Genomic DNA, 13,620 nt, shown 5'->3' with positions numbered 1-13,620 from the left:
GAAGATCGAGCGCGAGGCTTCGCTGGCGCCGGCTCCGGTTGCCCGCGAGGCCTCGAGCGCATCGCCCAGCTCTACGCGGTCGAGAAAGCCCTCCGCGGCCGATCTGCTGCTGAGCGTCGCGCGGGCCGACAAGCGCATGCCCGGCCTCTGGCTGCAGCCTTGAAGCAGTGGTTTGAGGCAACGCTTGATCACCTCGCGCACAAGAGCGACACGGCGAAGGCTTTGCGTTATGCGCTGCGTCATTGGGACGGCCTGACGTTATACCTTGATGACGGGCGCATCGAGAGGCCGCCGCGGCCAAAGCAGGGTTCTCTAAGGCGAGTGCATACCGCATAGAAGACGACTCGCGCCCGCCATCACAGAAGAAGGCGCCGCGAGGCCGCCGACGGTCCGATCCGCTTGCGCCCTATTGGGACGCCGAGATCATCCCGATCCTGAAGGCGGCGCCCGGCATCCGCGTGATCGGCGTGCTGGACGAGCTGCGCCGACGGCATCCCGACCTCAAGGCGAACATCCGACGCACGCTGGAGCGGCGCATCCATGCCTGGCGGGTGCTCAACGGCCCCGAACAGGACGTGATCTTCCGCCAGGAGCACGAGCGCGGCCGTTTGGGTCTGTCCGATTTTACCGACACGAGTGCGCTCGGCGTCGCCATCGCGGGTGAGGCGCTCGATCACCGGCTTTATCACTTCGGGCTGGCGTTCTCCGGCTTCGAGCATGCCCACGTCGTGCTCGGCGGCGAAAGCTTCGTCGCCCTGGCGGAAGGCTTGCAGAACGCTCCGTGGCCGCTCGGCGGCGTGCCGCGGGAGCATCGTAGCGACAGTCTGTCGGCGTCGTTCCGCAATCTGGCAGCCGACGAGCGGGAGGATCAGACGCAGCGCTACGCCGCGCTGATGGGCCACTACGGTATGACATCAACGCGCAACAATGCGGGCATCGCACACGAGAACGGCTCGATCGAGAGTGCGCACGGCCATCTTAAACGAGCGCTGGAGGATGCGCTGCTGCTGCGGGGCACGCGCGACTTCGCCAGTCTCGATGCCTACCGGGCTTTTGTCGACGAGATTGTCGGCCGGCGCAACCCAACCTCGTCAAGCGGATCGCGCTCGAGAAGGAGGCGCTGGCGCCACTGCCGAAAGGCCGCACGACCGACTTCGAGGAGAAGGTGATCCCGGTGACGTCGTCGGGCGGCTTCATTTTGCGGCGCGTGTTCTACGGTAGCGCCCGGCAAGATGGGTGGCCATCGGAAGCCCGTACTTGAGCCGCATCGCGCCTTCATCAAGGAACGGATCAGTCAGACGCCGCATTTGACGCTTCACGACCTAAAGGATGAACTCGCCGCGCGCGGGATCAAGGTCTCCCACAATGCGGTTTGGCTATTTCTGCGACGCGAAGGGCTGCGGTTCAAAAAAAACGCTGCTCGCCCTCGAGCGAGCTCGCGCAGACATCGCGCGTAGACGCCAGCGCTGGCGTTCATGGCAGGCCAATCTCGATCCCCGACGCCTGGTCTTTATCGACGAGACCTGGATCAAGACCAACATGGCCCCACTGCGCGGATGGGGGCCAAAGGCGCGCGGGTGCGCATCTGCGATTGCGTGGATTTTCGTGTTTCGGCTGCCGCGTGAGCGGCCAATAGCCTGCTTGTGCTCCCCCTTTTTGCCCCCGAGGCCGAGCGGTGCGCCGTAACTTGCGTGCTGTCGATTATCTGCGTGGCGCTCGATCGACCGCGCGCCGCAAGTTCGCGGAACAACCGCTCCCACACGCCGCGTTCGGCCCGCGCACGAAGCGCTTGTAGATCGTCGTCGGCGGACCATATTCCGGCGGGCAATCGCTCCATCGACAACCGCTCTTGATCACATGCAAGATGCCGCTAATCACTCGGCGGTCGTCCACGCGCTCTTTGCCGCGCACCTCTGTCGGCAAGTAGGTTCGATCTGCCGCCACTGATCGTCGTTCAGCCAGAATAGATTGCGTCGCATCGACGTTGCCCCCGAATCGTACAGCAATGGAATCAGCAAGCTATTCAACCGGCAATGATTTTATTGGGTGCTGGCCCTAGTATCACGAACATCAATCCGCGACACTCATTCATGTCAGCTATGGAGGCAAGAATGAATACGGCGCTGAGCTTTCGAATGTTCATCTGATCGACGGCTCCGCCGAAGCCGTGATCGGCGCTTTCCACCGGAACAGAGAAGCATTAGCGCCGATCATCTCAGCTTTTCCAGGGTTTGGTACATTCAGGCTATTGAGAACGAGGTAGGGGAATATATTGAGATCGTTCGACAGCCGATAATCGGGTGGCGTTGCATTTCAAATCGGGTGGCGTTGCATTTCAAATTCGGCCCCTTCGCCAATAACCGCGAGTGGCGACGAGCGCCTATCAAATCCGGGTGCAGTCTTGAGCCCGAAAGGCAGGATCACCATTCAGCACTGAGAGCATTACGGCAGCGTGGAGGATTGGTTGAAAGACCTAAATGAGCGTCGTTTGTGCGACTAGCAACTACCAAGCTTGGTAGTAACTTCCGACAGCCGTGAAGACTAACCTCGCGAGCGTGTCAGCAGAGCCATGTTCTCGATGTCGAAAGCGCTAACCATGCTCTCAGCAGCCGAAATTGCGGGCGCTAAAAAGCGTGTCAACTATCAACACGCAAGAGTTGAACATGGACACGACGACTGTGTGAGGATTGCCTATCATTGGCTGGACGCACAAATACTAACCAAGAGGATGTTGGGTCGATCATACCCTTTAGACAAGATCATAGAGGTTTGGGGCGGCAGGCACATTGCTGCGTCGGATGTAGCAGTTGCCGCTGAATTGCACCCAAGAATCCGAGGCAAATACCCTCACTTCAATATCAGCGCTCGCCTAACCTTCCCCTCCGGTCGTCGGCTTGCCAACATTGCGGAGGCGAGAACGCAAGACCACCACCTTACGACGCTACACATTGTCGAAACATACGGTCGGATCGAGGAACCGTAGGAAGTGGGGCCGGCCCAATGCGACGTGGCCAGTACCAACCCTCGTCGATAGATAGAATTTCAACCGCTAAACAGGCCGAGCGACATTCCGAGAACTGGCTATTCCAGTAGTCCTCACAGAACTCCCAGCCGAGTTCGGGATTGAATGACGGCGCCCGGAGCAGCCCGACTACGGCACCTCCCTGAGACCCGCGACGTTGATCTGCAGACGCCATCGGAAGTATCCTAGCGCCGAGCAGGCCTTGTTCAAGACCATGAAGTTCAGATCGCAAGGCGCCACGCCATCGGCCAGCACTTGACTCTGCCAGAAATGATCGTCGATGCTTTGGTTGCTCGGCTGCAATAAATTCTCGAAGTTGGGTGTCGCGACGGTCAGGGCTTGTCTCAGGACAAACTCAAAGGGGGAAAGGACGCCAGCGTGCTCCTGCGCGATCCCATAAAACGCGACGATATGCTCACCTCTCAAGGCCAGCGCGTTTCCACGGATACGCAGATGGACGCCAGGCGTGACGGCCAGATCGAGATGGCCGTCATTGGTCCCGAGCGGCCCGCCATCGCGCGTGGCCAGCACGTAGATATGCTCACTGTCGATGCGTACGGGCGCATCGGGCGAGAGACTGATATTCGGATACCGTGACAGCAGTGTCTCTGCGTCGACGATGATGAGAACGGCAACGTGAGACTCGGAGCGCTGTCTCTTGGTTGAGGACCTTTTTTGGGCCATTTCTGTTTCCCTTCCTCCCGACCGTGGAGTGCTCGGCAACCGCCGGAGCTTCCAAGTGCTTGGGGCCGGCCGAACTGGATGGGGCTGACGGCGGATCGGTCTTACTCGAGAGCGACGAAAAAAGCGACAGCTGGTCGATAAGGTCGATCCGCCAGGGAGTCGGGTGAGGTCGGCACGCGTCCGTCAGCAAGCTTTGAACCTACCATTTCATGCCACCCTCGGAGTAGACGGTGGGCGGGATCATGGCCGTTGCCTCGCCGCGCGGTTTCTTCGATGCCTTGGTGATCATCCGAATCAATTATGGATGCTGATGAACGGATCCCACGAGAAGTATCCCAGCGCGCTGCAATTGCGATCGACGATCATGAAGTTGAAATGGTAGGTAACTCGTCCAATAGCCAATGTTTCCGAGGACCAATAATAGTTGGCAATTGTCTGACATGTCGGCACGGACGGATTGCTAGGATTGGGATGCGCGAACGAGGCCTCCGCCTTCCGCGGGGTCGGCGTCGAGATCAGCTCGTTCCCTACGTTTCCGATGAAGCGATAGAAGATCACTGACTTCTCGAATCCAAGGGAGAGGCTGGTCTCGCGCCAACGAATCAAATCCCCGACCTGGGCCTTCAGGTCGAGCTCGCCGCCCGCTTGTCCATGGAGCACGTTGTCTTGATTGGTGATCATGTAGACATGGCGGGGCTCAATGAGAGTGGGGCTGTCTGGTTTTTTGCTCGGATTCGCGTACCTCTGAAGAATGGATTCCGTATCAAAAGCAACAAGAACATCTGTGACTCTGGACATTAGGCTTCTCCATTGCAAAGAGGAATGTTCGGCTTTCGCCGAGCCTCAATCCATCGCCGTAGACCATTGCGATGGCTGATAACGCTGTTCGTTGAATTGCGCGGCTTCCCGGTTCATCTGGACTTGGTTCTGCCGAGTAGGCTTGAGCTTCCGTGCGTGATCATAGGATGATTTCTCCTCAGGTCGTGCGCGTTGCAGGAGACGTGCATTTACCGTGCCAAAGAAGAGGGGATTACTTGGAGAGCGACAGCATGGCGCTTTAGCTGCCATGTCGCATATCTGAAATCGGCCAGTGGAGAGCGCGATAAATTTCCCGAGAGCAACCAACCGCCCGCGCGACAAATGTTTCCTCTTACCCACCACAGGTAATATGCAACACGAGCAGAAGCCCCCCGATATCGAGGGCGTCGTCGCTACATCTCGATTCTGGAGCGCTCAGCCGTGGGAGTACTGTAACCAGTGGCTCTGAGGAGGGTGATGCGCCGCATGGATGACAGCTTTCGGTCTTCGTGTTTATCCAACTCCGTCGTGTGGGAGCGCATACCACCCCTCGAGAAAGCAGTTGGGCCGATCGCCGTCACGCGCAAAATGTTCATGTTGTCGCGTTCATGCGCGTAGGATTTAAGACGTTCGGCGGCAAGCCGCCACAAACGGGCCGCGATTTCACGGTCGCGTCGCGAAGAAACTGGTTTCGCTCTCGACGCGCGGCTCGCAAAGCGTGGCATGCCAATTGCTTCGCTACGACGCACTGATATCAAGTGGGTAAGCGCTGCTGCTGCTTTTGTCACAACAGCCCCACTTGTATGAGTGTAGCGGGGAGCAATTCGTCTAACGCAATCTAAAGCGGCATAATCGTCTCACGCTGCGATGACGACAAGACAGTCTTGCGTGAACTTGATCCGTGCGCTCAAGTTCAATGCATAATCATTTTGTGATTGCTGCGCCGAGGGAAGCAACACTTTGGTTGCGCCCGCCTCACACGTCCTTACGATCAACCGAAGTATCCGATTGGTATTCGCGTCCCCATTCATAGGGGACGCTTCGCGCGGCACAAATGTTGAGAGCAGTGCACGCCGGGATGTTCAGCTCGCATGCGGCGCGGACGAAGGCATCTTGGTGGACACTCCGAGTCGCGCGGTCCGATCCTCCGACGCTGTATTGCGCCGAGAAGGTATTTGGGTCCTTCCGGTGGCGTTGGGGCCGCGGGTGACGCGCGACCCGGCCTTTGGCTAGATACAAAAAGATCAAAGCGACTTTCTGTTCTTGGATCGGTTGCAGGGGGGCCTGGCGCTCGCCGAATAACATCAAACTGCGAATTTCCAGCCGATAAATCGCGGTTCTCCGCCCCACTCGTTCGTGGATGCCGGAAGGGATACCGGATCGGCCTCGAAAGAAAGAAGTACGGATTTACACCGGATGCTCGAAGGAGTGTACACCCAATGATCGTTATCGGCACCAAGGACTATATCGGGTCCGGCAAGACCATCGTGGCCCGTCATCTCATCGAACGCCACGGGTTTGTGCGCGGCCGGTTTGCTGGCGCGCTGCAGGACATGCTGCGCGCCTGTTTGCGCTACCGGCTCTGCGATGAAGCCACCATGGAGCACATGATCGAGGGTGATCTGAAGGAGAAGCCGACGCCCTGGCTGGGCGGTCGGACGCCCCGGCACGCGATGGAAGGGGTGGGCGGCATTTGGGGCCGCGACCAGATGGGCTCGAACTTCTGGATCGGCACCGAGACCGACAAGCTCTACATCGAGACTGACGTCGGATGCGGCTGATAGAACCGGCTGGAGCGGTTCTCTCGAACACGTGAGGCTGAATGAGCGGTCCTCCTTGTTCTCGAGCCTCGCGAGATCCGGCATGATTGTACTGCGAACCTGCGAGACGCTGTTGTTCAGCACGACCGAGACGCCGCTCTTATGATCGCTCATGAGTCACTCGTCACTCAGCAATGCGCGCGTCGCACGCTCGCATCCGGCCCGATCGCGGGTCGAGCTTGACCTCGAACGAGACGCGCGCGCCCACCTCAGGCACCGTGCCCAGCGGCAGCGCAGATGCATGGAGGAATACGTCTGCACCGCCATCATCTGGCGCGATGAAGCCAAAGCCGCGATCGCGGATCCATTTCTTAATCGTACCCATTGCCATCGTCGTTCAGTTCCTGAGTTAAGGTGGCCGCGCGTGTCGCAGTTCATCCGTGCTGACATCGCGCGAGCCGGGACGGCATGACACCGCGCCCGATTCTCGAGAAACTCGCCGCACGGCGCATGTTGCGTCATCAGCACACGATTGCTGTCTGTTGCGGCGGGACGCTCTCATGTTGCCGATTCGAAGTCGGCTTCACGAGCTCGACGAGCGTCGGCCCCATCATCTTGACGTTGTTGCGGAACCAGTGGCGCGCCCCAGTCGCAGCAATGTCGCCGTGCTGCGCGCCTAGATACAGCACCTGAACGAACCACGGTATGGCTGCGCGGCCCCGCCTCAATCCGATGGTTGCTGCGATACGCCGTCTTCGGCGGCGCGGAGTTTGCATAACAACCCTTGAGCTGCTGGTGTTTGTCAATCGCCACCAAACGCAGCTCGGCCAAGGCGCAACCGCGAAAGTACCATGACGCAAAAGCAGATCAACATAACGGCCATCTTGGCAATGGCAGGATGGACCGCATTCTGCCTCTATGTGGGCTGGTACTAACGTGAGCGCCGTTATCATTCGCGATCCCAGAAGAGGATTCCGCTTCGCATACCCGAGAGAGTGGCTGGCAACGCCATGTTTACGTGCGCGAATAGTTGTGGTCTGATCCGATATACGCCTTCAGGACTATCATGACTCCTCCTATTTTATCCGCTCCAACCCCTGAGTGCCCGGGGTATGAGGCTTGCACCAACCAGCTCTCTCGAAGACCTCCCCACTTCGATCCATTCGCGTTTTCGACCGGGCAAGGTATCAAGCATTTTTTGGGCAATTGGCACTAGGCGCACCGCTGCGGAGTTCGGGTCGCGATCGGCCTCTTCAAGAACTTTAAGGATGGCCTTTTTCGGACTCCGCCCGCCCCGACTCGGTGAACCTGCTGTTCGCAAAATACTCGAAACAGGCCCGGAACACCTAAGCGTGGCCAATGATCGTATGTGCGGGCCGTCTCGTCCCGCTCAGCCACTGACGGAGATACTCACAGCACTCTTGGCTGCCAAGGTCGAGAAGGCCATTACCTTCAATCGCCTAGAGCGCCGCCATGCCGGCAATCCCGCGTCGTATCTCTTCATCCTGTTTTCGAACCATTTCCGGATTGCTTGCAACGGCGTCAACGGCTGGCTCATAGTCGATGCCTGTGCCGATCCGGCTCGATGGAACGGAACCACGTTTTTTATCGAGGGCATGTGCGGCCATGGCCTTCTCTCCGCGTCCCATAATATTCATCGCTCGGCGATCTTTCTTGCCTCTTCTGGAGACGTTGTTCGCCAAGACTCCTTGAGCGATTCATTAACGTAGTATGAGACGTCAGCCTTCAGGCCGCACGTGCGTGCCATCGCTGCGAGACGCCCGGCGTCAATGAGCCGCGTCGCGATGTTGGTCTCTGCGTTAATTTGCCGAGGCCTTCGCACTCTCTTGCACGTTTCGTTCATTCGACTCTATGTGATCAAACCAGGAGCCGGGAGGAAATGTCGCGATACGCTTGGCAAATAAGGATTGCCGCTCCCAATCTTGTCCCTCGCGTCTCTCGAAGGCGATGACCCCATTACCGGTACAATACTGGGGCCCTGGGATATTGCAGTTCACCAAGAACAGAACGCGCCACTCAGTCATGCAGGCTAAAAACAGGCCAAGACAAAGTGCTCGCCTTTTAACCGTTTTCTCCATCTGCCGAGGATCCTTCCTGATCTCTGCCGACGCGTCGAACCAAACGCTGGACTGGGCATCAAGCGCCTTCGCTCGAAGTCAGTGGCGACGTGACGCTAGCGCCCGCCATATTTCGCACGAGCAGCCGTCGACCATCTACGTCACGCGCCACTAACTTCAGTGGCTATCCACGGCTTCAAGTTGCGATGGTAGCCGTGCCTAAGAGAGGGCGCCTTAGGCATGCTGAGGCTCTGCATTCTTCGTGCCAGGCAGCAATCCGCAATTCGAGCCGCGCAGTTCGCGTCGCTTGAGCCGGCTTTGTCTACTTTCAGACGCGCGTGTCACGATGCCTAGGGAAGCAGCTCGTCTAGTCGGGCCATAGGCACCGGGGTTCAACTACGGACAGTGCCCGGCGCCGCATGATGCATTTGAGGTGTGCGATCCGTCCTAACGTTCTAGTCGCAGGCAGTCGTCGAGGCTCAGAAGGTTGTCGGGAAGAAAACGATCATTCTCGGTCTTCAGGTACTCGCGACCATCGTGGGTTTTGACGACCACCTTGGCCATCTTCCCTTGTTCAGTGACCTCATAAGCGTCCGGATCGCGTTTTACGTTTGCGATGGCTGTCTCTTCCGGGTGTTGCCACCCTGAGCCGCCGACGGCTTGAATGCGCCGATGGTGGTCTTGATGGGTGGGCAGCTTGACAATGCATGTAATACGGCGAGTCATAAGCCACTCCTATTTTGTGAGCCGAAGGTCGGACTGCTGGCGGAGAATCGGACACGCTATCCGCTCATGCTGCCACATGGTTGGGGCTCGCCCCCCTCCTTGAAATGGTGGTGGTGCGGTTCGCATGATTGAGTATCCGGACGTGGGCATAAACAGCGCGAGTCGCTGCCATGCCAGGCGTTGGCAGCGTGCCTACAAACGGCAAACGCCGCCCGCTTAAAATACATGCGGACGGCGCTGGCACCGAGCACCAGGAGAGGAAAACCCTGGCCCATTTGATGAGGTCAATAACGGATAAGGTTCAGAAACGCCATTCCGTATGACTCCGGTGCTGTGGATGGTGGCTGCGGACGATCCCGCTCGAGGGTGTCGTTAAATTCCGAATTGCAGACCCGGCATAGGACGCCCGCGAGGCGCCAAACGGCCGCCGAGCGTCTTCTTAAGTCAGCGCAAAACTGGGGCCGATCGAAGTATTCTGTCTTTTCGATCTAGTCTGACCGAGTCACAAAACCGCCGGCCAGAATCAATGATGGTTGCAGCATGGACCATTAGCCGATGAGGCCGACATGAGCGGGCGTGGCACGAAGACGAGCGAGAAGCGATTTGAGGCGTATTTGGGAGGGCTTGCCAGTGTCATCGGTCATGCTGATCGGAAGGCGCCGCTGCGCGACTATTGCGTCGGCCTGATGGCCTGTGGCGGTCGCAAGAGCGTGGAGCCGATGGCGGCGGTGACGGCTCCGGAGCGGACGGCGGCCCAGCATCAATCGCTGCTGCATTTCGTCGGCAGCGGCTCCTGGTCGGATGAGAAGGTGCTGGGCAAGGTACGCGAGATGGTCCTGCCGGCGATTGAACGCCAGGGCCCCATCGAAGCCTGGATCATCGATGACACCGGATTTCCCAAGCAGGGGCGACATTCGGTTGGAGTTGCACGGCAATATTGCGGGCAACTCGGCAAGCAGGATAATTGCCAGGTGGCGGTGTCGCTGTCGATTGCCAACCACCACGCCAGCCTGCCTGTCGCTTACCGCCTCTTCCTAAGGAATGGACTGAGGACCGCGATCGGCGGCGCAAGGTGGGCATTCCTGCCGAAGTCGGCTTCCAGCGTCTAGCCATGTCTCAGCACCCCGGTTGGGACCCGATAGCACGCGCAAGGCGAGTTTGGTCTGAACACCGGTCAGAATATCCTGCTCTTTTTCCGCGTTCCTCATAGCAACGATATCCTTCCCAGTGCCTGTACGGAAATCTCGGGGGGAAGCTCCTGATAGGAGAGCACTGGAATTCCGTGAAACTCGGCTTCGATGATCATACGGACATATCGACGTATATCCATCGACGTTAGCAGCACCGGCTTGTGCGGCTGCTGGTCGAGGTTGCCCGACACCTCCCGTACCTTGTCATTGATCTGACGTGTTGTCCGCACGTCGAGGGCGAGATAGCTGCCAGCAGACGTCTGCCGAATTGCATTCCGCACCGTATCTTCCACTTCCGGCGTGAGAATGTAGGCTGGTAGCAGGTTTATGCCGAAACAGTATTGGAAACAGATTTGCCGTTTGAGCGCACAACGCACATGCTCGGTCAGCATGACGGTGTCCTTCTCATTTTGGGTCGATGCGGCCAGTGCCGTGAGGATGGTGCGCATTACGCAACGAAACGCCTTCTGAGATCAGTCTCTGCAAGACCTCGGAAATTTTCTGCAGAGATGCTGAACGCAGCACCTCCTTTACGAGGTCTGGAAAGGGCGCTTCCATGCGGGTCAGAAGAATTTTTGTTTCCTGGATGCCAATGAACTCGTCGGCGTGCCTGCGCAGAACGCGACTAACATGGTAGCCAAGAATCTGATTCGATTCGAAGAATGGGATGCTGGCAGCTCGCAACGACTCGCGATGTGCAGTGCCTACCCAGACTACTCAATCTCAGGCAGAAAGGACCTGTCCAAAACAAATGGAATGCCCATAGTCTCGAGGTTCTCAGGGGTATCGCGCGCCAAAACATGTTGTGACCACAGTCGTCCTTCACCATAGGGCATTTCATTCACCATGATGATGTACGTTCCATCCTTGCAGCTGTCGTTGACCCGCACATTGATCTCTGGAAGAGGGACACCGAGATCAAGAAGTAGTGCCTGCCGCACGTTCGCCAACTCCTCATTTAATAGATCGCGCTGGATCATGGCTTGAACGTCGTGACCAATGTCGACCATCAGAGGTACGGTGAACGTGATGCCATCATCGGCTGCCCCTCGCCCGGCCGATTCGGCCGGCGCCGTTAAGATCCCTCTTCGGTTCGGCGAGTAATCCAATGCCCGTGACGAGGGCCGCCGAATACGCTGCAGTTGCCAGCCGCCGCCCCCAATCGCTACTGCTAGGATCATGAAGATCGTCATAGGGAAGCCTGGCACGAACGAAAACAGGAAGAGAATGAATGATCCAACGATCAAGGCACGTGGCTGTGCGCTGATATGGTCGCCAATAGGATTGCCCAGATCGGCGCCTTTATCTTCATCATTTACTCTCGTGACGATAAAGCCTGCCGTGATCGCGGTGAAGAGAGCCGGTATCTGACTAACAAGCCCATCCCCGATGGTCAGGATCGCATAGACCTCGAGCGCCCGATCCAATACCATTTCCTTTTGAAGCAAACCAATCGTGATCCCGCCGACGATGTTCACGGCAATGCTGATCAAGCCCACGATGGCGTCACCCTTGAGGAACTTCATGGCGCCGTCCATAGCACCATACAGCTGACTCTCGCGCTCGATCGCAACGCGGCGCCGACGTGCCTCTAGAATATCAATGCTGCCGGCACGCAAGTCGCCGTCGACGCTCATTTGCTTGCCAGGCATCGAATCCAGAGAGAAGCGTGCAGCGACCTCGGCCACGCGCTCAGATCCTTTCGTGACCACGACGAACTGCACAATTGTCATGATCAGGAACGTGACCGCACCCACCACGAGGTTGCCGGCCACCACGAAGTCGCCGAAGGTCTTGATGATCTGGCCAGCGTCGGCGTGCAGCAAGATAGTGCGTGTCGCGGCGATGCCAAGCGATAGCCGGAAGAGCGTCGTCAACAACAGCATCGACGGGAAAGAGACGAACGCAAGGGGGGATCTAATATAGACCGCCACCATCAAGAGGAGAGCTGAGATTGCTAGATTGAGGGCCTGCAGCACGTCCATAAGGACTGGCGGTAGTGGAATGATCATCAGGAAAATGATCGTGATCAACAGCGCCGCAAGAACAATATCATTGCGGCCGGTCGCACCCGTCAGGATTCTGCTGAGATAGGTCACACTGGCCACCTATGCGGCTTGCCTCGTAGCATCGCGTGATCCGAACGTCTGTTGACAGACCTCGCTTCGACCAACACCCGCAGCACCCAGAATCGGTGCTCCCGTCGCGTAGCTGAAATTGCTTCGTGGCGTAGCGGTCTCGTTGCAATCCGCTGGCTACAGCAACATAGGGATGGCCATCCATACCGTAGAGGTATGTAAGGATCGACCGGTGCATCGCGCTCGTCGGTCGGGACCGATGGGCGGCTCTGCCATCGGAAGGGTATCGAACAGAATCCGATTGCGCTCTGCATGAGAGACGGCGAGCGCGTCGTGGATCACGACGCGGCCAGGCTTCACAACGTGCTTCTGGACTGAACAGCCTCATGCGCGTCCCGTCAATTTCGCAATGCGGAGGCACCGCACTACGCGCGATCGGCGTCGCGGAAGTATCGATCGTCGACTTCAGCTCGACGCTCGGTCGCTGTAGCAGTGCAACATGCGCAGCGAATGTGAAGACCTCTCCGAGGACGGTGCTCGGCGCCGTAACATTGGCTTTCCGAAGTGGGCCGATGAGGCTGGGAGCACCAGTCCAGGCACCGGCGAGGCACACTAGGCGCGTGGCGTCCGGCACCGGCGGAAATGCGGTACGGATTCGTGGAGCGTGGCTAGCCCAAACATTCGCAGATCCATCCTTACTCTGGCCGGGAAACAACCATCGCCCAAGTGTGACACAGATAAACGGATCGTCCTGAACGAGGTCCAGCGGCATCCATTCCAGCCAATCACTTGCGATAGTGACATCGGGATCGACGGTCGGTTCTGCGATGCAGCGCCTTATTGCGCCTACGCACGGCCTATCAAGCCATTCATCCGAAATCGCCGTTGAGGTCGTCACACACTCCCAAGTGCCTGCCGCAGTCACGAAAGTACCTTCGCAATCTGCTTCGCTCCGATGCCATCGTTTGTGATGCAAGCCAAGAATACCGCGTCGGCGAGACCTGCGTCGCTGTAACCGTCGGATGTGTATACGTAGGAGCCATGTATCTGTGCGAAGCGCCCATACGGCATCAGATCCGACGCGCCGGACCACGACAGTAAGCAGTTGTCCGTGAAAGGCTCTAAGCGATTGAGCTGGAGTCTGTTTTTTCGATTCAGAGCCGTTTGAGATTGCAGGGATTGGAGGGTTGAGACCTACAAATCCTGCAAATTCGTTCGTGGCTTCCCCTTTGTCGCGAGCCGTGATTCTGTGGTGCATCGGAGAGGACGATGCGACCGAAGAAG

General features: G+C 58.1%; 9 protein-coding genes and 4 pseudogenes. 6 read left to right on the top strand and 7 right to left on the bottom strand.

Annotated features, from left to right (window positions below):
* From AKL29_RS45485 to AKL29_RS41115, 3 genes and pseudogenes are all read left to right on the top strand, one after another.
* Window positions 1–336, top strand: a 336-nt coding sequence (locus tag AKL29_RS45485) for an IS66 family transposase (RefSeq protein ID WP_430648892.1), incomplete at its 5' end; no start/stop codon positions are given.
* A complete protein-coding gene (istA, locus tag AKL29_RS24840; RefSeq protein ID WP_082190705.1) occupies window positions 333–1,169 on the top strand; it encodes an IS21 family transposase in 837 nt (278 codons plus the stop codon). The genes AKL29_RS45485 and istA, both read left to right, overlap by 4 nt.
* A gap of 36 nt (window positions 1,170–1,205) precedes the next feature.
* Window positions 1,206–1,575: pseudogene (locus AKL29_RS41115) on the top strand (transposase); the annotation flags it as partial.
* Here the strand turns inward: AKL29_RS41115 and AKL29_RS45480 are convergent.
* The 3 genes and pseudogenes from AKL29_RS45480 to AKL29_RS24830 form a co-directional block, all read right to left on the bottom strand.
* A pseudogene (locus AKL29_RS45480) lies at window positions 1,566–1,979 on the bottom strand (IS5 family transposase); the annotation flags it as partial. The pseudogenes AKL29_RS41115 and AKL29_RS45480 sit on opposite strands and share 10 nt — an antisense overlap.
* 1,172 nt (window positions 1,980–3,151) lie before the next feature.
* Window positions 3,152–3,706, bottom strand: a complete 555-nt coding sequence (locus AKL29_RS24835; protein WP_050385988.1) for an AidA/PixA family protein — start codon at window positions 3,704–3,706, stop codon at window positions 3,152–3,154.
* Window positions 3,707–4,000: 294 nt separating this feature from the next.
* Complete coding sequence (locus AKL29_RS24830) at window positions 4,001–4,504, bottom strand: inclusion body family protein (RefSeq protein WP_050385987.1); 504 nt, start codon at window positions 4,502–4,504, stop codon at window positions 4,001–4,003.
* A gap of 1,439 nt (window positions 4,505–5,943) precedes the next feature.
* Here AKL29_RS24830 and AKL29_RS24820 point away from each other — a divergent pair.
* Window positions 5,944–6,285: a hypothetical protein gene (locus AKL29_RS24820; protein WP_193395251.1), complete on the top strand. Its 342-nt coding sequence runs from the start codon at window positions 5,944–5,946 to the stop codon at window positions 6,283–6,285.
* A 163-nt stretch (window positions 6,286–6,448) separates the two neighbouring features.
* On the opposite strand, the gene AKL29_RS24815 is transcribed toward AKL29_RS24820, so the two are convergent.
* Window positions 6,449–6,655: a cold-shock protein gene (locus AKL29_RS24815; protein ID WP_028337826.1), complete on the bottom strand. Its 207-nt coding sequence runs from the start codon at window positions 6,653–6,655 to the stop codon at window positions 6,449–6,451.
* Between the two features lie 1,030 nt (window positions 6,656–7,685).
* On the opposite strand from AKL29_RS24815, the gene AKL29_RS43745 reads away from it, so the two are divergent.
* On the top strand, window positions 7,686–7,994 hold the full coding sequence (locus tag AKL29_RS43745; RefSeq protein WP_193395250.1) for a hypothetical protein: 309 nt from the start codon (window positions 7,686–7,688) through the stop codon (window positions 7,992–7,994).
* Window positions 7,995–8,789: 795 nt separating this feature from the next.
* Here the strand turns inward: AKL29_RS43745 and AKL29_RS24805 are convergent.
* On the bottom strand, window positions 8,790–9,068 hold the full coding sequence (locus AKL29_RS24805; protein WP_050385984.1) for a DUF3892 domain-containing protein: 279 nt from the start codon (window positions 9,066–9,068) through the stop codon (window positions 8,790–8,792).
* Window positions 9,069–9,634: 566 nt separating this feature from the next.
* Here AKL29_RS24805 and AKL29_RS24800 point away from each other — a divergent pair.
* Window positions 9,635–10,167 (top strand): annotated as a pseudogene (locus tag AKL29_RS24800) (IS701 family transposase); the annotation flags it as partial.
* Between the two features lie 105 nt (window positions 10,168–10,272).
* Here AKL29_RS24800 and AKL29_RS46355 read toward each other — a convergent pair.
* Window positions 10,273–10,942, bottom strand: a pseudogene (locus AKL29_RS46355) (FHIPEP family type III secretion protein).
* Between the two features lie 29 nt (window positions 10,943–10,971).
* Complete coding sequence (locus AKL29_RS46350; protein ID WP_283809417.1) at window positions 10,972–12,357, bottom strand: FHIPEP family type III secretion protein; 1,386 nt, start codon at window positions 12,355–12,357, stop codon at window positions 10,972–10,974.
* Window positions 12,358–13,620 lie beyond the last annotated feature (1,263 nt).

This window comes from Bradyrhizobium pachyrhizi, assembly GCF_001189245.1.
Lineage (GTDB): Bacteria > Pseudomonadota > Alphaproteobacteria > Rhizobiales > Xanthobacteraceae > Bradyrhizobium > Bradyrhizobium pachyrhizi.
This window is presented reverse-complemented; position numbering and strand designations above follow the sequence as displayed.